This is a genomic window from Streptomyces sp. NPDC045701, from assembly GCF_056432045.1.
In genome coordinates this window covers 210,734-233,303 of sequence record NZ_JBWKJV010000002.1, presented here as the reverse complement: position 1 = coordinate 233,303, position 22,570 = coordinate 210,734, and the positions used below count along the sequence as shown (strand labels likewise).

Genomic DNA, 22,570 nt, shown 5'->3' with positions numbered 1-22,570 from the left:
CCTCGTACGAGCCCTCGCAGCCGGGCCGTTGACACGTCCTCACTGGCTCCCCCCACGGTCCACGGGCCCCGCCCCGGACAGCACTTCCGCCGCCAGCCGCTGGTAGCGCAGCACCGCCTGCTCGGCGACCCGCAGGTCGCACGGGGCGCTCCACAGCATCCGGCGCGCCACGTCGTACCGCTCGACCAGCAGCGGATCCTCCGCCATGCCGTGCCGGGCGACCTTCGCCCTGTACGCGTCGAGCCGGCCGCGCAGCTCCGCCCGCACCGCGAGCGGCGCGGTGACCGCCGTCAACTGCTCGCGCGCCCGCATCAGCTCGTCCTCCGCCTCCCGCTCCAGCGCCTCCAGCAGCGGCGACAGCCGGTGCCACCGGGCGTGCCGCCGGTACTCGGCGGCCGTCGCCAGCCGTTCCTGGAGCGCGGTCGGCGGGCCGCTCACCACCGGCACCTCCGACGCGGCGATCTTCGCCAGCACCTCGCCCCGCGCCGCCCGCGCCTCCGCCAGCGTCCGGTCGGCGCGCGACAGGACGTCCCTCAGCCGCAGCAGGCGCGCCTCCGAGTCCTGCCGTACCTGGAGCACCGCCTCGATCTCGCGGCGCACGTCCTCCAGCGCGCGGGCGGCCCGGTCGTACCGGTCCGTGTCCGGCCGCCCGCCCCCGGGCGCCGAACTGCCCATCGCCGGGCGCCAGAACGCCAGCGGGTCGGACACCACCCGCGCCCGCAGCGACGCCAGCTCCTCCGTGATGGCCTCCAGGTCGTCCCCGGCCGGGTGCTCACCGGGTCGTACGCCCACCGAGTGCGCCAGCGAACGGGTGCGGTGCAGCTCGGCCGCCAGCAGGTCTATCCGCGCCGGGAGCGCCGACCACACCGCGTCCGCAGTCACCACCATGTCGAGCGAGCTCGCGTACAGCTCGTTCATCCGGTCCACCAGCCGCTCCAGCGTGAACCGCTCGGCCAGCTTGGCCGGCGAGCCCGACACCGTCACACTGTCGCCGCGCAGCAGCTCGGTCAGCTCGGCCAGCTCCTCGCGGCCGGGCCACCGGCGCCGGGAGCGCACCTCTCGCGCCTCGCGCAACGCCGCCGTGTACGCGTCGAAGTACGTCCACAGCAGGGTGATCGTCCGCTCCGTGGCGGCCCAGCGGTCCTTGGTCGTACCGGTCAGCTCGGCCCCTTCGAGGAGCCTGCGGCCCGCGTGGTCCTGGAGGGCGAGCAGCGAGTCCTCGACCGCCTTGTGCTCCGCCCCGAGCCGCGCCAGCGCACGGTCCACCTCGTCCCGGTCCATCACCGGCCCAGGGGGTCCCGTGACGCCCATCGATCACCTCTCCACTCGTACGGGCACGGACAGCGCATCAGTTGGTGCGGTACTTCGGCGCGGGCGGCCCGGTTATGCCGGGCAGGTCGGAGCGCAGCCACCGGTCGTACGCCTTCATCCAGGGCCCCTTGCGGTAGTCGACGAGCACCTGGTTGACCCGCCGCACCAGGTCGTCGTTGCCGAGTTTCGCGGCCACGCCGTAGTACTCGGTCGTGAACGGCCTGCCCTTCAGTGTGACGGCCGGGTCCTGCGCCGCCTGACCGGCGGCCAGCGCGTTGTCGGTCACCACCGCGTCGACCTCGCCCAGCTGGAGCCGCACGAGGCAGTCCAGCTGGTTGGGCACGGTGTGGACGTCCTCGTCCTCGGGGGAGTCCTCGTGCGCGTCCCGGAAGAGGGCGCCGAACGACTGCCTCTCCAGCGCCTCGTACGCCGTCGAGCCCTCCGCCGAGCAGACCCGCCTGCCCCTGAGCGAGGAGTCGTACCCCGTGATCGGGGAGTCCTCCGGCGCGAGGACCTGCTGCCCGGCCTGGAAGTAGGCGGTGGAGAAGGCTACCTGCCCGACGCGCTTGCAGTTGATGGTCATCGTCCGCACCACCAGGTCGACCGTCCCGTTCTCCAGGGCGGCGATCCGCTGATTGGTGGGGATGGCGCGGAAGACGACGGCGTCCCGGCTGCCGAGGAGGTCCTCGGCGATCGCTCGGGCCAGGTCGATGTCGAACCCCTCCAGCCTGCCGGTCGCCGGGTCGCGGTACCCCCACCGGTAGCTGTTCTGGTCCACGCCGACGATCAGCCTCCCGCGCGCCTTGACGGCGTCGACGGCCGGCCCGTCCGCGGTGGACGGTGGAAGAGAGGCCTCCGGGTCACGGCACGTGTCTGCCCTGACGGGCAGGACGCTGCCCGCGCCGGACACCCGGTCGGTCGCCAGGTCGCCCCGGGACAGCGGTATCAGGGTCAGCGTGGCGGTCAGCCCGCAGGCGGCGGCCATCGCCGCGACTCCGCCCCAGCCCCGCAGCCGGCCGCCCCGCCGCCCGCCCGTCCGGGTGCCTGTTCGGGTGCCGGGGGCCGTGCCGTCGACGGCGTGCGTCCCGTCGGTGCCCTTCATCGTGCCTCCCCTCGCCCTCACCGGTACTCCGACAGCCTGCGGTTGACGCCCACGACGGCCCCGGCGGCGGCCATCACGGCCAGGGCGGCGGCCCCGGCCGGCAGGCCGGTCAGCGCGCCCCGGCCGTCCTCGGCGGCCCTGGTGAACTCGCCCTGCTCATGGTCCAGGGCCTTCTCCAGCGCCGCGTCCACCTCGTCGAAGGACTCCCCGGTGGAGTCATTCGCGCCGATCACCCTGGCGAGCGCGCCCGCGTAGTCGCCGCCGTCGTCCGTCTCACGCGCGGCCTTGTGCCGCTGCCGCCACTCCACCACGCGCCGCGCGGCGTCCGCGACCGGGTCGCCGCCCGCACGGTCGTCGGCGAGCCCGCCCGCCCGGGTGAGCGCGCCGGTCAGCCGGCCCATCCCCGTGGCGTAGTCCGTCTCATACTTGTCGCTCCTGCCGTCTGCGGTCAGCACCGCGCCACGGGCGACCAGGGTCAGGTTCTCGTTGGCGCGGGCCTTCAGGGAGTTGATCCGCGCCTCGTTCAGCACCTCGAGCGAATCCTGGCCGTGCGCCCTCGCCTCGGTCAGTTCCGCCCGCGCCACCCCGTGCCCGGCCACCAGCCACAGCAGCAGCACCGCGGACGCGGCCGTGGCGGCCAGCAGGCCCTGGTTGAACACCCGGTTGGTGCGCAGGTACGTGCGGCGCTGCGCCCACAGCAGGGCGGCCAGCGCCACGATCCCGGCACCGAGCGAGAGGAACGGCCACGTCCGGGCGTCCCGGTCGTCCTGACCGAGCCGCGCGGTCTCCGCCTCGTACAGCCTCTCGGCGGCGGGCAGCATCCGGGTGCTCATCTGCTGGTTGGCGTACCGCAGGTACGCCCCGCCCAGGGGCAGGCCCTGCCGGTTGGCCGCGCGGGCGCGCTCCACCAGGCCCGTGTAGCGCGGCAGGTACTCGTTGAGGGTGGCGATGTCGCGGGCGGACGCGGAGGAACCTTCCGTGTTGGCCGCCGCCTTGAGGAGCAGCCGCGACGCGGTGGTGATGTCCTTCTCGTACCGCTCGCGCACGCCGGCGGGCTCCTGCGCGCCGGCCAGGAAGCCGCCCGCCGCCGCCGTGTCGGCGTCCGCCAGCGAACGGTAGATGTCGGCCGCGTCCGCGCTCAGCGGCTGGCTGCGGCTCACCACGTCGTCGGCCGCCGCCGCCCGGTCGGAGACCTCGAACGCGGTGACCGCCCCGAACGCCACGACCAGCGCCGCCAGTACGGCACCGAGGATCCGCAGCCGGCCCGGCTCGGTCGTCGCCGCGGCGCGCAGCCGCGCCGCACCCTCGGCCCACGCGCCCCGCCCGGCGGGCGGCCCCGCCGGCGAGGCCGGCGGAGCCGGCGGCAGCACGGCGGGTGCGGGCGCGCCGGGTGCGGGCGGCGCGGCGCCCGGCACGGCCGGCGCATCCGGTGCGTATGTCACGGGACCTCCCCCTCGGTCGCTCACCGCAGTATGGCTGGAGGGGCCGACGTTCACACCGGGCTTGACCCGATCTTGTGGTTGTCGTGCCCGCCGCCCCGCCGCATCCCCCCTCGCTCTCCCCCTTCTGTATACGCCGGCCGACACCCGTCGGTTCCCCCGCGGTTCCGCGTCAGGGACGCGCCCAGTGCGCCCGCAGCCGGTCCCGTGCCGAGGCCGGCGCCCCCAGGTGGTCCAGGCCCAGCAGCGCCGCACCCAGCACCGGCGGCTCGGTCACCACATGGACGCCGGCCTTCGGGGCCTTGACGGCCAGCAGTTCGGTGACCCGCCCGTTCAGCAGCGGGTGCCGGGCCGCCAGGACGCTGCCGCCCAGCAGCACCGGGACCTCCGCGTCCAGCAGCCCGAGCCGGTCCAGGGCGACCGTCGCCATGGCCACCACCTCCTCGGCCTGCCGCTCCACCAGCGACCGCGCGACCGGGTCGCCCCCCGCGCCCACCGCGAACAGCACCGGTGTCAGCTCATGCCGCCGCTCGGCCGGGATCCGGCCCAGGTGCAGCGCCTCGACCAGCGCGTACACCGAAGGCAGCCCGAAGTGCTCCGGCAGGGCCCGGGCCAGCGCCGTCGGCTCGCCGCGTCCGTCCTCCGCCCGCGCCGCGCACCACATCGCCTCCTCGGCCAGCCCCGAACCCCCGCCCCAGTCACCGGAGATCCGGCCGATCGAGGGGAACCGCGCGGTCCGCCCGTCCGGCAGCATGCCCACGCAGTTGACGCCCGCGCCGCACACGACGGCGACACCGCGCGGCTCGTCGACGCCCGCCCGCAGGATCGCGAACGTGTCGTTGCGCACCTCGGCGGTCCGCCCCCACGCGCGCGCGTGCAGGGCGGCCGCCAACTCCGCCTCCTCCGAGGGGAAGTCGGCGTTGGCCAGACACGCCGACACGTGCCGCACGCGGCCTACGGGCACCCGCGCGGACCCGTGGGCCTCGCGCACGGCGTCCGCCAGCACGTCGAGCGCCGCTTCGACGCCCACCCGCGGGGGCTGGAACCCCGGCCCGCGTGACGTGCCCAGGACGGAGCCGTCCTCGCCGACGAGCGCCACGTCCGACTTGCTGTTGCCCGCGTCGATCGCGAGGACGGCGGCCGTCACGCCCACGTGAGGTGCTCCCGGTTGTGGGCGATCAGCCGGTCGGTCAGCCCGTCGGCGATCGTGTACTGGCCGATCAGCGGGTGCGCCAGCAGGGCCCTGAACACCCGGTCGCGCCCGCCGCGCAGCGCCGCCTCCAGCGCCAGGTCCTCGTACGCCGTGACGCCCGCGACGAGCCCCGCGTACAGCGGATCGAGCTCCGGTACGGGCAGCGGCACGGCCCCGGAGGGGTCCACCGCCGCCTGCGCCTCGATCACCGCGTCGTCCGGCAGGAACGGCAGCGTGCCCCGGTTGTACGTGTTGACCACCTGCGTCGCCGGCCCGGAGCCGCCGAGCAGCGCCGCCGCCAGGTCCACGGCCGCCTCCGAGTAGAACGCCCCGCCCCGCCGGGCGAGCAGCTCCGGCTTCTCGTCCAGCGCCGGGTCGCCGTACATCTCCAGCAGCTCCCGCTCCATCGCGGCCACTTCGGCCGCCCGCGATGGCTTGCCGCCCAGCTCGCGGACGACCTCGTCGTGCGCGTAGAAGTACCGCAGGTAGTACGACGGGACGACGCCCAGCCGGTCGAGCAGGGCGCGCGGCAGCCGCAGGTCGCCGGCGATGGCGTCCCCGTGCTCGGCGAGCAGCTTCGGCAGGACGTCCTCCCCTTCCGGACCGCCGAGCCGCACGCCGCGCTCCCACGTCAGGTGGTTGAGCCCCACGTGGTCCAGGTGCACCGCGTCCGGGGAGACGTCCAGCAGCCGTGCGAACCTCCGCTGGAAGCCGATGGCCACGTTGCACAGCCCCACGGCCCGGTGCCCGGCCCGGAGCAGGGCCCGGGTCACGATCCCGACCGGGTTGGTGAAGTCGATGATCCAGGCACGGGGATTGGCCCGCCGCACTCGCTCGGCGATGTCCAGCACCACCGGCACGGTGCGCAGCGCCTTGGCGAGCCCGCCCGCGCCGGTCGTCTCCTGCCCGACGCAGCCGCACTCCAGCGGCCAGGTCTCGTCGCGCTGCCGGGCCGCCTGCCCGCCGACCCGCAGTTGCAGCAGGACGGCGTCGGCGCCGTCGACGGCGGCGTCCAGGTCGGACGTGGTCGTGATCAGCCCTGGGTGGCCCTGCCTGGCGAAGATCCGCCGGGCCAGCCCGCCGACCAGCTCCAGCCGGTCGGCGGCCGGGTCGACCAGGGCGAGTTCGGCGACGGGTAGGGTGTCGCGCAGCCGCGCGAACCCGTCGATCAGCTCGGGGGTGTAGGTGGAGCCGCCCCCGACTACAGCCAGCTTCATACGCTCTAGCCCTTCACTCCGGTCAGTGTGACGCCCTCGACGAACGCCTTCTGGGCGAAGAAGAAGACGATGATCACGGGGGCCATGACGAGGACGGTCGCGGCCATGGTCAGGTTCCAGTCGGTGTGGTGCGCGCCCTTGAAGGACTCCAGGCCGTAACTGAGGGTCCAGGCGGCCGGGTTCTCGGAGGCGTAGATCTGCGGCCCGAAGTAGTCGTTCCAGGCGTAGAAGAACTGGAACAGCGCCACCGCGGCGATACCCGGCCGGGCCATCGGCAGAACCACCCGGAGGAGTGTCCTCAGTTCGCCGCATCCGTCGACCCTCGCGGCGTCCAGGTACTCGTCCGGGATGGTGAGGAGGAACTGGCGCAGCAGGAAGACGGAGAACGCGTCCCCGAACGCCATGGGAATGATCAGTGGCCACAGCGAGCCGGACAGGTCCATCTGCTTCGCCCAGAACAGGTACATCGGGATGATGACCACCTGCGGTGGCAGCATCATCATCGAGATGACCAGCATCAGCGCGAGCCGCCGCCCGCGGAAGCGGAACTTCGCGAGCGCGTAGGCGACGGGCAGCGACGACAGGACCGTCAGCAGGGTGCCGAGCCCGGCGTACAGCAGGGTGTTTTTCCACCAGGTGAGGAAGCCGGGCGTGTTCCACACGCGCGTGTAGTTGCCCCACTCCCAGGTGTCGGGGGTGAGGTCGCGGGTGAGTGCCTGCTCGTCGCTCATCAGCGACGTGAGGAACAGGAAGACGAACGGCAGCACGAAGAACAGCGCGGCGGCGACGCCCAGCGCGTGCACGGCGACCCAGTGCAGCGCCGCCCTGCGCCGGGCGCCGCGCGCGGCCGGCGTGACCTTCGGCGGTGTGTCGGGCACGTATGTCATGGCGGTCAGTCACCCACCCGCAGGAGGCCGCCGCGGCGGCGCATCAGCAGTGCCGTGCAGGCCATGGCGAGAGCGAAGAGGACCAGGGCGACGACACAGGCCGATCCGTAGTCGAAGCGCTGGAAGCCGAGGTTGTACACGAGCTGCGGCAGGGTCAGCGTCGACTTCTCCGGGTACCCCGGCTCGAACTGCTGGCCGCTGTTGCCGATGATGCCGGAGGCGACCTTCCCGGCGACCAGCGGCTGCGTGTAGTACTGCATGGTCTGGATGACCCCGGTGACCACGGCGAACAGCACGATGGGGGAGATGTTCGGGAGGGTGACGTACCGGAACCGCTGCCAGGCCGACGCCCCGTCCAGCTCGGCCGCCTCGTACTGCTCCTTCGGCACGTCGAGCAGGGCGGCCATGAAGATGACCATCAGGTCGCCGACGCCCCACACCGCCAGCATGGTCAGCGCGGGCTTGGACCAGGCCGGGTCGCCGAACCAGCCGGGGGCCGGCAGGCCGAGGTCGGCGAGGAGCGAGTTGACCGGGCCGGTACCGGGGTTGAGGAGGAAGACGAAACCGAGGGTGGCGGCGACCGGCGGGGCCAGGTAGGGCAGGTAGAACAGGGTCCGGAAGACCCCGGCCCCGGTTTTGATCCGTGTGATCAGCAGGCCGGTGCCGAGCCCGAGGACGACCCGGCAGGTGACCATGACGACCACCAGCCACAGGGTGTTCCTCATCGACGGCCAGAAGGCCGGGTAGTCGGTGAGGACGTACGTCCAGTTCTCCAGGCCGTTGAAGACGGGCGCCGCGAACCCGTCGTAGTCCATGAACGAGAAGTACACGGTCGACGCGAGCGGGTACGCGAAGAAGACGCCGAAGCCGACCAGCCAGGGGGACAGGAACGCGGCGGTGCGCAGGGCGGAGCGGGTGCGCCTGGCGCGGAGTGCGCGGACCGTCACTTCGCCTTCTCGATGTCCGTGTCGATCTGCTCGGCCGTCCTCCGCAGCCCGGCCTTCAGGTCGGGGACCTTGCCCGCCTCGTGGAGGTAGCCGAATTCCTGGAGGGTGACCTGGTACGCGCCGCCGTTGACGGAGGCGGGGGTGGTGCTGGACTTCGGGTGCCGGGCGATGTCCAGGAACGTCCTGAAGCGGGGGTCGAGCTTCAGTTTCGGCGAGGCGAGCGCGTCGTGCGTGGAGGGGACGTTGCGCAGCGCGTTGGCGAAGTCCACGACCGCGTCGGTGTCGGTGGTCAGGTACTTCACCAGTTCCCAGGCGGCGTTCCGCTTCCGGCTGGTGGAGGCGATGCCGACGATGGTGCCGGAGAGGTAGCCCTTGCCGTAGTCGGCCGCCTGGTCGTCGGGGACGGGCAGCGGCGCGACGCCGACCTCGAAGGGCACCTTGGCGTCGGTGGCCATGCCCAGCCGCCATTCGCCGTCGAGCTGCATGGCGACCTGGCCGGTGTGGAAGGGGTGCTTGGCGCCCCACTCGTCGCCGAAGGTGCTGCGGTACTTCTCCAGCTTCGCGAAGCCGCCCAGCTTCCGGATCAGGTTCTTCTGCCAGGTGAACATCGCCGCGAAGGCGGGGTCCTTCGCGATGTTCGACCTGCCGTCCCGGTCGAAGTACACCGGGCTCCACTGGGCGACCAGGTGTCCGGGGGTGGACTCGTAGCCGTGGAAGTTCGGCATGAAGCCGAGCTGTTCGTACGAGTCGCCCTTCGGTTTCGTCAGCTTCTCGGCGGCCCGGTCGAATTCGCTCCAGGTCCTCGGCGGCGCCGTGATGCCCGCCTCCTTGAAGGCGTCCTTGTTGTAGTACAGCCCGTACGCGTCGCCCAGCAGCGGCAGCGTGCAGCGCTTGTCCTGGAACCGGGTGTAGTCCAGGCGGGGCTTCGCGAACGTCTTCTCCAGGTCGATCCCCGCCTTCTCGACGAACGGCGCCAGGTCGGCGAGGGCCCCCGAGGAGCAGAACTTGCCCACGTTGTCGGTGGTGAACGAGGACACCACGTCGGGGGCGCCGGACCCGCCGGCCCGCAGCGCCTGCTGGATCTTGTCGTCGGTGATGTTGGGGACGGCCTTCACCGTGATGTTGGAGTGGGCGGCCTCGAACCGTTCGATGGTGGCCTCGACCGCCTTCACCTCGGCCGGCGCCGACCAGCCGTGCCAGAACGTGAGCGTGACCGGGGCGTTCGGGTCGTCACTCGCGCCGGACGCGGCCGAACCGGTGCAGGCGGAGGTGAGCAGGGCTATGACGGCGGCCGAGGCGAGCGCGCCGGCGGCTGTGCGGTTCATGACGGTGTCTCCCTGGTTCGTACGCGTCGCGGTGCTCGGGGGATGGTGCTCCGGGGGCGGTGCTCGGGGGACCGGCCGTGGCCGGGACGGGGCGGGTGCGGGGGGCCGGGCCCGGGGCGTCCGGCCGGGGGCGCGGCACGGGGGCCGGGCGGGCGGTGTCCGGCGCGCGGTGCTCAGCGGGAGGTGTCGAAGACCTCGTCCCGGGTGGCGGCCAGCGCGCTCTCCAGCGCGCCGCGCAGGACGGGATGCCGCTGTACGCCGCCGAGGACGAGCCGCGGCCGGGACGCGGCCAGCTCGCCGAGCTCGGCCGCCACCCGCTCGCGCAGCGCCTCGCCGCCGGCGGTGATCACCTCGCCCGACAGCACCACCAGCTCCGGGTCGAGGACCGCGACCAGCGACGCCAGACCGGTGGCGAGACCGGTCGCGAAGGCGTCGAGGAGCCGCGCGTACGGGCCGGAGCCGGCCTCGGCCGCGCGCCGGACCAGTGCGGCGGCGACCTCGGCGTGCTCCCCGCGGGGTACGTCCTCGATGCCGTACTCGCGCGCCAGCCGGGCCAGCACCTGGGCGCCGGCCAGCTCCTGGAAGCCGCCGCTGTTCGCCCGGGTGACCTGCCGCACCAGCGGCGCGCCCGGCACGGGCAGGAAGCCCACCTCGCCGGCGCCGCCGGTGAACCCGCGGTGCAGCCGCCCGCCGAGCACCAGCGCGGCGCCCAGGCCCTCCTTGTTCCACAGCAGCACGAAGTCCCCGTGCCCCCGGGCCGCCCCGAGCCGCTGCTCGGCCACCGCCACCAGGTTCACGTCGTTCTCGTACTCGACCGGCGCGGGCAGGGCGGCGGCCAGCTCGTCCAGCAGCGTGGGGGAGTGCCAGCCCGGCAGGTGGGAGGCGTACCGCAGCCGTCCCGTCGACGGGTCGAACGCACCGGGCGTGCCGATCACCAGCCGGTGCACCTCGCCCCGGGTGATCCCGGCCGCCTTCACCGCCCCGTCCAGCGCCTCGGTGACCTGCCGTACGACGTCCCCGGCCGCCTTCTTGGGGGTCGCGAGCTCGAACTCCCCGGCCACCGCCCCGGTGATGTCGGCGACGGCCGCGCGGATGCGCCGGGGGTTCACGTCGAGCCCGGCGGCGTACGCGGCGCGCGCGTTGACGGCGTACAACTGCGCGTTCGGCCCCGGACGGCCCTCCGTCACGCCGGTCGCCACGACCAGCCCGGCGGCCTCGAGACGGGCGAGCAGTTGCGAGGCGGTCGGCTTGGACAGCCCGGTCAGCTTCCCGATCCGGGTCCGGGACAGCGGCCCGTGCTCCAGCAGCAGGTCGAGCGCGGCGCGGTCGTTCATGGCCCGCAGGACGCGGGGCGTGCCGGGGGTGTTGCCGGGGGTCGCGCTCATCGAGGTGCACCTGCCCACACTGTTAGGAAACTTTACTGTTGTGGTGGGCAGACGGTATGGCGGACGTCAGGGACCCGTCAAGACCTCGTTTCCGGCCGACGGAGAAGGGCGCCCCCGCCGTCACGGCGGGGGCGCCCTTCGCAGGTCACCGGTCCCGGGTCACCCGGTGCCCGGTCACCGGTCCTGCTTGGCCAGGTTCGGCGGCGGGGTCAGCGGGGTCGCCGCGACCGACTGGGGGGAGGTGGTGGAGGCGAAGGCGGACGGGGGCGCCATGGACGCCGTCGGGTCCGCGGGGGCGTCATCGGCGGCGACCGCCGGAAGACCGCCCACGATGCGGATGCCGACCTCGTCGAAGGCCCGCTTGATGCGCCAGCGCAGCTCGCGCTCCACCCCCAGGGACTTGCCCGGCATCGTCTTGGCGGCCAGCCGGACCGTCATGGAGTCGATCAGCACCTCGTTGAGGCCCAGCACCTCGACCGGCCCCCACAGGCGCTCGTTCCACGGCTCCTCCTTGGCGAGGCTCTCGCCCACCTCGGTGATCACCGTGCGGACCCGCTCCAGGTCCTCGGTCGGGCGGACCGTCACATCGACCGTCGCCGTGGACCAGCCCTGGCTCAGGTTGCCTATCCGCTTGATCTCGCCGTTGCGGACGTACCAGATCTCCCCGTTGTCGCCGCGCAGCTTCGTCACCCGCAGGCCCACCTCTATCACCTCGCCGGAGGCGACCCCCGCGTCGATCGAGTCGCCGACCCCGTACTGGTCCTCAAGGATCATGAAGACGCCGGAGAGGAAGTCGGTGACCAGGTTCCGGGCGCCGAAACCGATGGCGACACCGGCGACACCGGCCGAGGCCAGCAGCGGGGCCAGGTTCACGTTGAACGCGCCGAGGATCATCAGGCCGGCGGTGCCCAGGATCAGGAAGGAGGCCACCGAGCGCAGCACCGAGCCGATGGCCTCGGAGCGCTGCCGGCGCCGCTCCGCGTTCACCAGGAGACCGCCCAGCGCGGAACCCTCGACCGCCTGGGCGCTGCGGTTCATGCGTTCGATCAACTTGGTCAGGGCCCGGCGGACGAGGTGCCGCAGCACCACGGCCACCACCAGGATCAGCAGGATGCGCAGACCGGTGCTCAGCCAGGTGGACCAGTTCTGCTCCACCCAGCCGGCGGCCTCGCCGGCCTGCTTGGCGGCGCCGTCGAGCGACACCGGCGCGGGTGTGGGGTCGGCAGCCGGAACGGCGGACCAGGGCACGGCGGGAACCTCCAGAATGGACAAGCGGACCAATTACATTAACGGGGCATCGGGGGTGGTTCGTTGCCATGTTCGAGGGAGAGGTGCGTCTCACCTGGGGATGATCAGGGTGTGGTCGAAAACACTTCGGGCCCGTTACCGGTACGTGGTGGCGCTTCGACCTGGCATGAGGAGAGACTGAGAGCAGATCGTCCCGGCGCGAGCCACGCGCCGCCGGCGTACAAGGAGGCATCCGTGCCGCACGTCCTGGTCCTCAACGCGTCGTACGAGCCCCTCGGCGTCGTACCGCTCCGCCGCGCGCTCGTCCTCGTCCTCGAGAACAAGGCCATCTGCCTCGAGGAGTCCGGCGCCTTCATGCACAGCGCGACCCGAGCCATGGCAGCCCCCAGCGTGGTCCGCCTGAAACGGTTCGTACGGGTCCCCTATCGGGGGCCCGTTCCTCTGACCCGCAAAGCCCTCTTCGCCCGCGACGGCGGGCGTTGCATGTACTGCGGTGGCGTCGCAACCAGCGTCGACCACGTCGTGCCGCGCAGCCGCGGCGGACAGCACGCCTGGGACAACGTCGTGGCGGCCTGCCGCCGCTGCAACCACGTCAAGGCCGACCGGCACCTGCGGGAGCTGGGCTGGCGGCTTCATCAGCAACCCGCCCCGCCGACCGGCCTGGCCTGGCGCATCATCGGCACCGGCCACCGGGACCCGCGCTGGCTACCCTACCTCCAGCCGTACGGCGCGGACGACGCCATGGCCCGGATCGACCGCGTCTCCTGAGGCTCGGTCCGGCTCCCGGGCGTCGGGCTCACTCGCCGGGGGGCGGGGCGGCGGGAGGCGGGGCGGCCGTGGGGGGCGGGGGCGGGGTCACCGCGTAGGCCTCGACCGTGAAGAGCGAGTAGCCGTACCCGGTCGCCCGCGCGTCGCCCTGGACGCGGACGAAGCGGGTGCCGGGGGCGTCCATGCGGATCGCCTCGCGGCCCCCCTTCCCGTCCCGCACGGTCGCCGCCGTGCGCCAGACGCGGCCGTCGGCCGACACCTGGATGCGGTACTTCGCCGCGTGGGCCTCCTGCCAGTGCAGGACCACCTGACCCAGCCGGACGGGCCGCTCCAGCTCCAGCTGCCACCAGGCGCCGTCCTCCGCCGGGGACGACCAGCGCGACTCCGGGTCGCCGTCGATCGCCGCCGAGGCGGGGAAGTCGGCGGTCTCGTCGCCCGACGAGGACGCCGTCGCCGTACGGGCCAGGTCCGGGCCGCCGGTCGCCGGGTACGCCCGGACCGTCAGCGTGCGCTCCTGGCCGGCGAAGGAGAGCGGCACCCGGTAGTCGCCCGACGGGGTGCCCGCCGGAACGGTGATGTCGACCGGGACGGTGGCGGCCGTGCCGCGCGGGACGGTGGTCCGCTTCGGGACGGTGACCTTCAGCCCCTTCGGCGCCTTCGCCGTGAGCGTGCCGCGCACCTCGCCCGGCCGCTGCGCGGCGAGTACCGCGTTCACCCTGCGCGGGGCGCCCCCGATCACCGCGTCCGTCTCGGCGTGCGGCAGGTCCAGGCGGGCCCGCGGCTCGTCGGCGAACCACGGCACCAGGGCCCGGACGCTGGGTGACCGCCCCGTCCAGGTGATCCGTACGGCGTCGGCGGTCAGGCCGCGCGCGGCGGTCTGCGTCCAGCCGGTGCCCGACAGGGCGCCCAGCGGACGCCACCCCTGACCGGGCACATGAGCCTCGACGGAGCCGTTCGCGGGGTGCGAGCCGCCGGGCACCGTCATCGCGGTGACCGTGTCCAGGGGACGGGCCCGGTCCAGGCGCACGGTGTACGAGCCGTTCTCGCGGCCGACGGTGCCCGTGTCGCGCGAGGCGCCCGTCCACCGCGCGCCCTCCTTGACGGCCCGCGTCAGGAACGGGTCCAGTACGCCCTCGCCCACCGTGACCGGGCTGGACGCCAGCTCCTCGCGCAGCGGCTCCAGCTCCAGCGACGCCCGCCAGGCGCCCGCCCCGTCGCCCCGCGCCTGCGCCTGGAGCATGTCGACGGCCGCCTCACCGGCGCGCCCGTACCGCGCCAGCTGCTCCAGCCAGGGCCGCACCTCGTCGTCCAGCAGGCCGTCGGCCGTGCCGGTCAGCCGCTCGGGCGCCTGCCGCATCACGCCGAACGCGGCCCGCAGCGCGCCCGCCGCCCGGTCCCGGGCCGCCGCGTCGGCGGTGGTGCTCGCCCGGGTCCGCCAGAAGTCGGCGAGCAGCGGCCGCAGGTACGCCGACTCGGTGCGGGTGAGGATCGAGGAGGCGTCGTTGCCGGCCAGGGCGTGCAGCGCCTCCCTGGCCGCCGGGTCGCCGCCCGCCAGGTCGTCCAGCGCGGCGTGCCAGGACTCCCCGGGCCGGTAGCCCTTCGGGTTCCAGGCGTAGTCGGCGGCCGTGAAGACGGGGATGCGGGACGCGGTCGCCTGTTCCATCGCGTTGGCCAGCAGCGCGGCGGAACCGACGGCGACGGCCGGTTCGCGGCCCAGGTAGGGGCCCAGGAAGACACGGTCCTGGGCGTAGTCGTTGACCGGGTAGTTGTCCAGGGTGACCAGCGGGTGGTCGAACGCGTCCCGGGCGCCCGCCAGTTCGCGGCCGGTGATCGTACGGGGAACGACCCCGACCCCGGTCCAGGCCACCTGCACCCGGTCGTCCAGCTCGGCGGCGAGCGCCGTGCGGTACTCGGTGACGCCGTCCTGGTAGTACTCGGTCGGCATCAGCGCCAGGGGCTGCGCGTCCGGGTACCGGCCGGCCAGGTGCCGGGCGAGTTCCGTCGCCACGCGCGCGTGGGCCCGCGCCGCCGAGGCGGGGCCGGAACCGAAGGTGTCGGCGTCCCGGGAGCAGTGCCACTCGTCGTACGAGGCGTCCTGGAACTGCACCTGGAAGGCGCGCACCCCCAGCGCGTACATCGCGTCGACCTTGCGCTTGAGCGCCGCCAGGTCGTCCTGTGAGGCCAGGCACATCGACTGGGCGGGCGCCACGGCCCAGGCCAGCGTCACGTGGTTGCGCCGCGCCCGGTCGGCCAGCTCCCGGAACTCGGCCCGCTGGGCGGCCGGGTAGGGCTCGCGCCACTGGGCCTGCCGGTAGGGGTCGTCGCCGGGGGCGTAGAGGTACCGGTTCTGCTTGGTGCGGCCCATGAAGTCGAGCTGGGCCAGCCGCTGCCGGTGGCTCCAGGGGCGGCCGTAGAAACCCTCCGTCATGCCGCGCACCGCCGTGCCCGGCCAGTCCCGCACCAGGACGCCGGGCAGCGTCCGGTCGGCGGCTATGAGCTGGCGCAGGGTCTGCACGGCGTGGAAGAGGCCGTCCGTGCCGACGCCGTCCACGGCGACCGTGTCCCGCCCCTGGTGCCGGCCGGTGGCGATGCGGTAGCCGCCCGCCGGGAGGTCGCCCCGCTCGGGTGCCCGCAGGGCCCGCAGCGCGTCCCGCGCGCCGGTGCCGCCCAGCAGCACGACAGGTCCGCGTCCGCCCGGCCCGGTGTGGACGGTGCGCACACCCGCGTCGCGCAGGACGCCCTCCAGCGCCGTCACGGCGTACGGATCGGTGTCCCCCTCCGTGAGGAGCGTCACCTCGTCACCGAGGGGCACCGCGGCACCGGCCGGCCGGAGGGACTGGGGACGTGGCCACACCGGGGGCAGGGCGGTGGCGTCCCGCCCAGGAGTGGCCGTGGTGGGGGAGCCGGGGCCGCCGGGCGCGGCCAGCGCACCGGGGGTGCCGCCCAGGAGTCCGCCGATCACGGCGACGGCCACGGCCGTGGCGGTCCGCTTCCCGCGGCCGAAGCGCCCGAACTGCACGCGCGTCTCCCCTCGTCTTTCGTTGTTCTGCGAGTAGCTTTGCCGGTGGCCGGAGCGATGGCTGAACCGGTCGGTTTCGAGCCCACCACCGACTCGCCGAAGGTGTCAATGTGCGTGGCCGTTGTGTCGTATTTGCCTACCGGGTCACGGGGGGCGCTCCAACTCCCCCCGCCGGAACGCCATGTGACCGACGCCACGTTGTGCGGATGTGCGGCCGCCCGCTGGGTAGGGCTGCTGTGTCCCACCGTCACCTTCACAGGGAGGCCACCGTGGCCGCTTCCGCCCAGCTCCTGCTCTCCGCCCTCTCCAAACAGGTCCCGGGCCCCGCGGCCGTCGCCGATCCGCCGGTGACGGGCCAGGGTCCCGGCTTCTGCCCCCTGACCGGCCTGCCCGCCGCCGGCGCCCCCCTGACCAGCGAGCCGCCGCTCGCCGGCGCCACCCCCCTGACCAGCGAACCCGCGCTGACCGACTTCACCCCCCTGACCAGCGAGCCGACCGCGCACCGCACGGCCGGCGGACCGGAGTCCCCAGGAGCCTGAATGACCCTTGCCCGGCTCGCCGCGCTGCACGGTGTCGCCACCGCGTACTCCCCGTCCGCGGGCGTCACCGTCCCGGTCCCCGACACCACGGTGGTGGAGGTCCTCGCCGCCCTGGACGTCGACGCCGCCACGCCCGAGGCGCTGCGCGCGTCCCTGGCCGCCACCGAGGCGGCCAGGGACGCCCGGCTGCTCCCGCCGACGCTGGTCCTGTGGCGGGACGACCCGGACGACGGGACGCAGTCCCCGGGCCGCCCGCCCGGGCTGCCCCGCCCGCTCACGGCGCTCCCGACCGGCACCGACGTGAGGATCACCACCGAGCACGGTGACGAGATCTCCGGCACACCCCGCTGGGAGCGGCTGCCGCTGGGCGTGCACCGGCTCGACGCCCGGGCGCGCGACGGGCGCACCGCGCACACCACCCTCGTCGTCGCCCTCGCGCGCGTGCCGCAGCCTCCCGGGCGCGGGTACGGCGTGCTCGTCCAGCTGTACTCGCTGCTGTCCGCCCGTTCCTGGGGCATGGGCGACCTGGGCGACCTGCGCGAGCTGGCCGGCTGGGCGGGCCGGGACCTGGGAGCCGGGTTCGTCCAGGTCAACCCGCTGCACGCGGCCGTGCCGGGGACGCCCACCGACCCGTCGCCGTACCGCCCCTCCTCGAGGCGCTTCCCCGACCCGGTGCACCTGCGCATCGAGGACGTCCCCGAGTACGCGTACCTGCGCGGCGAGGACCGCGCCGAGCTCGACGCGCTCACCGGGCGCGCGGCCGAGCTGCGCGAAGGGGTGCTGCGCAAGGGCGAGCTGATCGACCGGGACGCGGTGTGGGTGCTCAAGCGGCAGGCCCTGGAGGTGCTGCGGCGCGTACCGCTCGGCCCCGGCCGGCAGGCCGCCCTGCGGGAGTTCCGCGCCGAACAGGGCCAGGCCCTGCTGGACCACGCCACCTGGTGCGCGTTCACCGAGCGGTACGGCGCCGACCGGCGGCAGTGGCCCGAGGGCCTGCGCGATCCCCGTTCGCACGCCACCGCGCGGGAGCGGGACGAGCTGGCGGACCGCGTCGACTTCCACTGCCGGCTCGCCTGGCTCACCGACGAGCAGCTCGGCGCCGCGGCGCGGGCCGCCCGGGAGGCGGGCATGCCGGTCGGGATCGTCCACGACCTGGCGGTCGGTGTGCACCCGGACGGCGCCGACGCGTGGGCGCAGGCGGACGCGTTCGCCACCGGGATGTCGGTGGGCGCCCCGCCGGACGCGTTCAACGCCCACGGACAGGACTGGGGCCTGCCGCCCTGGCGCCCCGACGCGCTGGCCGCCTCCGGGTACGCCCCCTACCGGGACCTGCTGCGCGGCCTGCTGCGGCACGCGGGCGCGCTGCGCATCGACCACGTCATGGGGCTGTTCCGGCTCTGGTGGGTGCCCCAGGGGCGGCGGCCCACGGAAGGGACGTACGTCCGGTACGACGCCGAGGCCATGCTCGCCGTCCTCGCCCTGGAGGCCCACCGCGCCGGCGCCGTCGTGATCGGCGAGGACCTCGGCACGGTCGAGGCCGGCGTACGCGAGGCCCTCCAGCGGCGCGGCGTCCTCGGGACGTCGGTGCTGTGGTTCGAGCGGGACTGGGAGGGCGACCGGCGCCCGTTGGCCCCCGGGACCTGGCGGGCCGACTGCGTGGCCACCGCCACGACGCACGACCTGCCCTCCACCGCCGCGCGGCTCACCGGCGAGCATGTCGAGCTGCGCCACCGGCTGGGGCTGCTCGCCCGCCCCCTGGAGGAGGAGCGGGCCGAGGACGCCGAGGAGGTCGCCGAGTGGCTGGCGTACCTGCGCGAGCTCGGCCTGCTGGAGGAGGGCCCGCGCGACGAGGAGGCCGAGATCCGTGCCGTCCACCGGTTCCTGCGCCGCACCCCCGCCCGGATGACCGGGGTCTGGCTGCCGGACGCGGTGGGCGACCGCCGCCCGCAGAACCTGCCCGGCACCTGGGACCAGTACCCGAACTGGCGGCTGCCGGTGGCGGACGCCGAGGGCCGCCCCGTCACCCTGGAGGATCTGGCCGTCTCCCCCCGCCTGCACGCCCTGATGGAGGTGCTGCGGTCGTCCACACCACCCCCGGGCGCGCGAGGTCTCTAGGCGTTCGCTACGTTTGCACCGTGGACAAGAAGAACGCCCTGCGCGCCGGCGCCGTCGCGGCCGGTACGACGCTGATGATGCTGCTCATGTCGTCCCCCGCGCTCGCGCTCACCCGCGACGACGGTGACGACCCGGGTTCCGGCCTGAGCGTGGCGGAGACCCTCGGTCTGTACGTCGCCGCGCCGCTCGTGCTCTTCGCCGTGATCGCCGGCCTGGTCATGGTGCTGGACAAGTCCAAGAAGGTCTGATCTTTCGAGGCCCTTCAGCCTCCGGGGCCTGAGCGCCGCCCGACCGGCGCGACGCCCCCGCCGGCCCGCCCGGGTGGTACCCCGTACCGCCCGGGCCTTCGGCGTTTCCGCCCGCGCCCTCCCCGCCCCTCGCCGCCCCGGAGGGGTCACGCGCCGGTCGCTGTGAGGAGCTTGCGCAGCAGGCCGCCGAGCTGCTCGGCCTCCCGTGCGTCCAGGGCGGATTCGAGTGCTTCCCGCTGGACCGCGAGCCCGGCCACCACGGCCTCGTCCACCAGCGCGCGGCCGCGTTCGCTGAGCGTCACCCGCAGGCCGCGCCGGTCGTGCGGATCGGGGCTCCGGCTGAGGAGCCCGGCCCGCTCCAGCTTGTCCAGCCGCCCCGTCATGCCGCCCGTCGTCAGCATGAGCGTCGCGGACAGCTCCCGGGGCGAGAGGGTGTACGGCTCACCCGAGCGCCGCAGGGTCGCCAGGACGTCGAACTCGCCCCGCGACACGCCGAGGGGCGCGTAGGCCTTCTCCATGCGGACGGACATGGCGCTGCTCAGCCGGTAGATCCGCCCGAAGACCGCCATCGGCACGGTGTCCAGATCGGGGCGTACGGCGGCCCACTGGGCGGTGATCGCGTCGACGGGGTCCTGGGGCGTGGGTGTCGCGGAGGTCATGGCGGCAGTCTGCGGGCGCTTTCCCTCGTACGCAAGAAAGTTGCTTGCAAGTAAGTAGCTTAGGGCTAAGCTACTTACTGTCGAGCTATCGCAGGGGGAGTTTCCGATGTCCCGCAAGGCCACCGTCATAGGCCTCACCGCTCTCGCGCCGATCTCCTGGGGATCGACCTACGCGGTCACCACCGAGTTCCTGCCGCCCGACCGGCCGCTGTTCACCGGTCTGGTGCGCGCCCTGCCCGCCGGGCTGGCGCTGCTGGCCCTCACCCGGACGCTGCCGCGCGGCGCCTGGTGGTGGAGGTCGGCGGTGCTGGGGGCGCTCAACATCGGGGCCTTCTTCCCCCTGCTGTTCCTGGCCGCCTATCGCCTTCCGGGCGGCGTCGCCGCCGTCGTCGGCTCGGTGGGGCCGCTGTTCGTCGTCGGCCTCGCCGCGCTGCTGCTGAGCGAGAGGCCGACCGCGCGGGCGCTGCTCGCCGCCGTCGCAGCGGCCTTCGGTGTCAGCCTGGTCGTCCTGAAGGCGGGTGCGGCGTTCGACCCGGTGGGGGTGGGTGCCGGGCTCGCCGCCGCGGCCTCCATGGCGGCGGGCACGGTGCTCACGAAGCGCTGGGGCCGGCCCGAGGGGGTGGGGCCGCTGGCCATGGTGGGCTGGCAGCTGAGCGTGGGCGGCCTGCTGATCGCGCCGGTCGCCCTGCTGGTGGAGGGTGCGCCGCCGGCCCTCGACGGCCGGGGGATCGCCGGTTACGCCTACCTCGCGCTCGCCAACACCGCCGTGTCGTACTGGCTCTGGCTGCGCGGCGTCGAGCGGCTGCCGGCCACCTCCGTCACGCTCCTCGGCTCCTTGTCGCCGCTCACCGCGGCCGTCATCGGCTGGGTGGCGCTCGGGCAGGCGCTGGGGCCGGTCCAGCTGGCCGGGATGGCCATCGCCCTGGGGGCCACGCTCGCCGGGCAGGGGGCGCGAAGAACGTTCAATTCACCTGAAGATATCGCTCAAAAGGTTTCGATGGACCTAAGCGGTCGGACGGTGCGACGGTAAGCCCCGATTCCGAGACCCCGCGGCGACGGGGGGAGAGGCGGGGGCGACCGTGACCGTGCTGGACCGGGACCCGATCGACGAGGCGAGGACCGCGAGAGCTCCTCCGCCGTCGCCTTCCACGCCTGGAACAGGGCCGTCGAGCTGATCGGCGCGGCCCGCGCCGGAGTCGTGTACCACCTCCAGCCGGTGTGCGTGGCGCTGCTGTCCTGGGCGCTGCTCGGCGAGGCGATGGGACCCCTGCGGTTCCTGTGCATGGCGCTGATCCTGGGCGGGGTGGTCCTCGGAACGGCCCGGGCCGGGCGAGCGGGCGGCCGTGGGTAGGTTGCGGGACATGACCGAGTGGGACATCAGGAAGCTCCGTATCCTCCGCACCCTGCGCGACCGGGGGACGGTGACCGCGACCGCGGAAGCGCTGCTGATGACCCCCTCGGCGGTGTCCCAGCAGCTCACCAACCTCGCCAAGCAGCTCGGCGTCACCCTGCTGGAGGCGCAGGGGCGGCGGGTGCGGCTCACGGACGCGGCACACCTGGTGCTGCGCCACGCCGAGGCGGTGTTCGCGCAACTGGAGCGGGCTGACGCCGAGTTGACGGGCTACCTGCGGGGCGAGGCCGGGGAGGTGCGGGTGGGGGCGTTCTCCACCGCCGTCCCCGCGCTCGTCGTCCCGGCGGTGCTGCGGCTGCGCGCCGCGCACCCGGGCCTGGAGGTGCGGGTCCGCGAGGCCGAGGCCGCCGAGGCGTACGAACTGCTGTCGGCCGGACAGGTGGACCTGGCGCTGTCACTGGCGGTGCACGCCCCGACGGCCCGGGACGCCCGGTTCAGCCGGGTACCGCTGCTCGCGGACCCGCTGGACGTGGCCCTTCCGGCCGGGCACGCGCTGGCGGGGGCGCCCGGACTGCGGCTGTCCGACCTGTCGGGCGAACGGTGGATCTTCGGGGGGAGCGGGCCCTGGTCGGAGATCACCCGGGCGGCCTGCGAGGCGGCCGGGTTCGTGCCGGAGCAGGCGCACTCGGCCGCCGGATGGACGGCCATCCTGGCGATGGTGGAGGCCGGCATGGGGATCGCGCTGGTGCCGCGCATGGCGGCCGCGGAGCGGGCGTCGGGGGTGGTGATGCGGGTCCTGGAGGCGGATCAGCCGCGCCGTCACGTCGTCGCGGCGGTGCGCCGGGGCGCGGAGTCCGCCCCGGCGGTCGCCCGGCTGCTGGGCGCGCTGCGCGAGGTGGCGGCGAGCCGGTAGGGGCCGCCCCGGCGGGCCGGACGGCGGCTCAGCGCGGGCGGGCGAGGCCGAGGAGCAGGTCGTCGGCGGCCGCCTTGATCTCATCGACCGTCCGCCCGCCGTCCCGCGTCAGATGGTGCGTCAGGCTCGGCATGAACGGGGCGAGCAGCATGTGGGCCAGCAGGGAGGCGTCGCCCTCCGGGCGGATGCGGGTGACCAGCACCGTCACGTGCGTGTGCATGGTCGCGTACGCCCCGCTGCTGTAACGGGCGCTGGGCGCGGCCGTCTCGGCGGCGAGCATCATGTCCAGCTGGTCGGTGACGCGGTCGGCGAGCGCGTGCAGGAAGGCGCGGAGCCGCTCCAGGGGCGGGGCGTCCGGGCCCAGGGGCGGCGGGCCGGTCATGAACGCCTCCTGGAACTGCTTCTCCCGCTCGTCGAGCAGCGCGAACAGCAGTTGGGCGACGTCCCCGAAGCGGCGGTAGACCGTGCCCACGCCGATACCGGTCTCGTGGGCCACCGCGTTCATCGTCAGCGCGTCCGGGCCCTTCTCGGCCACGATCCGTGCCGCCGCCTCCATGATCCGGCGGCGGTTGTCCGCGGCGTCCGCGCGTTCGGCGCGGCCGGTTCGTCCGGAGCGCCCGGTGCGTCCGGAGCCTTCCGCGCCGGGTCCGCCCGCGAGCGGGAGGCGCGCGCGACGCGGCCTCGGGTCGTCCATAATCCCAGCATAACCCCCGTAACGGATGGTTATCCGATTATGTCCGTGTCCCCCGGGTTCACCGCCCGTCGGTGTACGCGGCCGGGGGCAACCCCCCACGGCACGGCGCACCCCTCCGCCGCGGGCGCCCCGGACAGCGAAATCTGGACGCCGCCCGCTACCAGGGCCGGCGGCCGGCCGACATCACCCGGCGCCTCCTTTCAGCCGGGCTGAA

General features: G+C 74.3%; 19 protein-coding genes and 1 pseudogene. 7 read left to right on the top strand and 13 right to left on the bottom strand.

The genetic code is table 11. From position 1 onward, the window contains the following. Positions 1-39: 39 nt before the first annotated feature. The 10 genes from AC07DW_RS03300 to AC07DW_RS03255 form a co-directional block, all read right to left on the bottom strand. The gene (locus tag AC07DW_RS03300; protein WP_478855901.1) at positions 40-1,311 is read right to left on the bottom strand and encodes a hypothetical protein; all 1,272 of its coding nucleotides are present in this window, start codon (positions 1,309-1,311) and stop codon (positions 40-42) included. Positions 1,312-1,348: 37 nt separating this feature from the next. Further along, positions 1,349-2,413, bottom strand: coding sequence for a glutamate ABC transporter substrate-binding protein (locus AC07DW_RS03295; protein WP_478855900.1), 1,065 nt, complete (start codon positions 2,411-2,413; stop codon positions 1,349-1,351). A gap of 17 nt (positions 2,414-2,430) precedes the next feature. After that, positions 2,431-3,855, bottom strand: coding sequence for a hypothetical protein (locus tag AC07DW_RS03290; RefSeq protein ID WP_478855899.1), 1,425 nt, complete (start codon positions 3,853-3,855; stop codon positions 2,431-2,433). Between the two features lie 169 nt (positions 3,856-4,024). Continuing rightward, positions 4,025-5,005, bottom strand: a complete 981-nt coding sequence (locus AC07DW_RS03285; protein WP_478855898.1) for an N-acetylglucosamine kinase — start codon at positions 5,003-5,005, stop codon at positions 4,025-4,027. Then, positions 4,996-6,261, bottom strand: a complete 1,266-nt coding sequence (locus tag AC07DW_RS03280) for a 6-phospho-beta-glucosidase (RefSeq protein WP_478855897.1) — start codon at positions 6,259-6,261, stop codon at positions 4,996-4,998. Before AC07DW_RS03280 ends, AC07DW_RS03285 begins: the two co-directional genes overlap by 10 nt. 5 nt (positions 6,262-6,266) lie before the next feature. Then, positions 6,267-7,148, bottom strand: coding sequence for a carbohydrate ABC transporter permease (locus AC07DW_RS03275; protein WP_478855896.1), 882 nt, complete (start codon positions 7,146-7,148; stop codon positions 6,267-6,269). 5 nt (positions 7,149-7,153) lie between these two features. Continuing rightward, positions 7,154-8,095 carry a carbohydrate ABC transporter permease gene (locus AC07DW_RS03270; protein ID WP_478855895.1) on the bottom strand — a complete coding sequence of 314 codons (942 nt, stop codon included), beginning with the start codon at positions 8,093-8,095 and terminating at the stop codon, positions 7,154-7,156. Next, positions 8,092-9,420, bottom strand: coding sequence for an ABC transporter substrate-binding protein (locus tag AC07DW_RS03265; protein WP_478855894.1), 1,329 nt, complete (start codon positions 9,418-9,420; stop codon positions 8,092-8,094). Before AC07DW_RS03265 ends, AC07DW_RS03270 begins: the two co-directional genes overlap by 4 nt. A gap of 173 nt (positions 9,421-9,593) precedes the next feature. Further along, positions 9,594-10,805 (bottom strand): ROK family transcriptional regulator, encoded by a 1,212-nt coding sequence (locus tag AC07DW_RS03260; protein WP_478855893.1) that lies wholly within the window; start codon positions 10,803-10,805, stop codon positions 9,594-9,596. Between the two features lie 174 nt (positions 10,806-10,979). Next, complete coding sequence (locus AC07DW_RS03255) at positions 10,980-12,053, bottom strand: mechanosensitive ion channel family protein (protein WP_478856048.1); 1,074 nt, start codon at positions 12,051-12,053, stop codon at positions 10,980-10,982. A gap of 234 nt (positions 12,054-12,287) precedes the next feature. On the opposite strand from AC07DW_RS03255, the gene AC07DW_RS03250 reads away from it, so the two are divergent. Beyond that, entirely contained in the window at positions 12,288-12,821 is a 534-nt protein-coding gene (locus tag AC07DW_RS03250) for an HNH endonuclease (RefSeq protein WP_472027928.1), read from the top strand. A 28-nt stretch (positions 12,822-12,849) separates the two neighbouring features. Here the strand turns inward: AC07DW_RS03250 and AC07DW_RS03245 are convergent, their stop codons facing one another. Further along, positions 12,850-15,840 carry a beta-N-acetylglucosaminidase domain-containing protein gene (locus tag AC07DW_RS03245; RefSeq protein WP_478855892.1) on the bottom strand — a complete coding sequence of 997 codons (2,991 nt, stop codon included), beginning with the start codon at positions 15,838-15,840 and terminating at the stop codon, positions 12,850-12,852. Between the two features lie 269 nt (positions 15,841-16,109). On the opposite strand from AC07DW_RS03245, the gene AC07DW_RS03240 reads away from it, so the two are divergent. Genes AC07DW_RS03240 through AC07DW_RS03230 form a run of 3 tightly spaced genes read left to right on the top strand, consistent with a single transcriptional unit; the run spans position 16,110 to position 18,739 of the window. After that, entirely contained in the window at positions 16,110-16,379 is a 270-nt protein-coding gene (locus AC07DW_RS03240) for a hypothetical protein (protein ID WP_478855891.1), read from the top strand. Next, the gene (gene malQ / locus AC07DW_RS03235) at positions 16,380-18,491 is read left to right on the top strand and encodes a 4-alpha-glucanotransferase (protein WP_478855890.1); all 2,112 of its coding nucleotides are present in this window, start codon (positions 16,380-16,382) and stop codon (positions 18,489-18,491) included. It begins immediately after the preceding gene. Positions 18,492-18,511: 20 nt separating this feature from the next. Further along, positions 18,512-18,739 carry a hypothetical protein gene (locus tag AC07DW_RS03230; protein ID WP_478855889.1) on the top strand — a complete coding sequence of 76 codons (228 nt, stop codon included), beginning with the start codon at positions 18,512-18,514 and terminating at the stop codon, positions 18,737-18,739. 146 nt (positions 18,740-18,885) lie between these two features. Here AC07DW_RS03230 and AC07DW_RS03225 read toward each other — a convergent pair whose 3' ends face one another. Next, positions 18,886-19,398 (bottom strand): MarR family winged helix-turn-helix transcriptional regulator, encoded by a 513-nt coding sequence (locus tag AC07DW_RS03225; RefSeq protein ID WP_478855888.1) that lies wholly within the window; start codon positions 19,396-19,398, stop codon positions 18,886-18,888. Between the two features lie 106 nt (positions 19,399-19,504). Here AC07DW_RS03225 and AC07DW_RS03220 point away from each other — a divergent pair, with 106 nt between their 5' ends. From AC07DW_RS03220 to AC07DW_RS03210, 3 genes and pseudogenes are all read left to right on the top strand, one after another. Then, the gene (locus AC07DW_RS03220; protein ID WP_478855887.1) at positions 19,505-20,428 is read left to right on the top strand and encodes an EamA family transporter; all 924 of its coding nucleotides are present in this window, start codon (positions 19,505-19,507) and stop codon (positions 20,426-20,428) included. Positions 20,429-20,527: 99 nt separating this feature from the next. After that, positions 20,528-20,749: pseudogene (locus tag AC07DW_RS03215) on the top strand (DMT family transporter); the annotation flags it as partial. A 10-nt stretch (positions 20,750-20,759) separates the two neighbouring features. After that, positions 20,760-21,662 (top strand): LysR substrate-binding domain-containing protein, encoded by a 903-nt coding sequence (locus AC07DW_RS03210; protein WP_478855886.1) that lies wholly within the window; start codon positions 20,760-20,762, stop codon positions 21,660-21,662. Positions 21,663-21,690: 28 nt separating this feature from the next. Here AC07DW_RS03210 and AC07DW_RS03205 read toward each other — a convergent pair whose 3' ends face one another. Beyond that, positions 21,691-22,356, bottom strand: coding sequence for a TetR/AcrR family transcriptional regulator (locus AC07DW_RS03205; protein WP_478855885.1), 666 nt, complete (start codon positions 22,354-22,356; stop codon positions 21,691-21,693). Positions 22,357-22,570 lie beyond the last annotated feature (214 nt).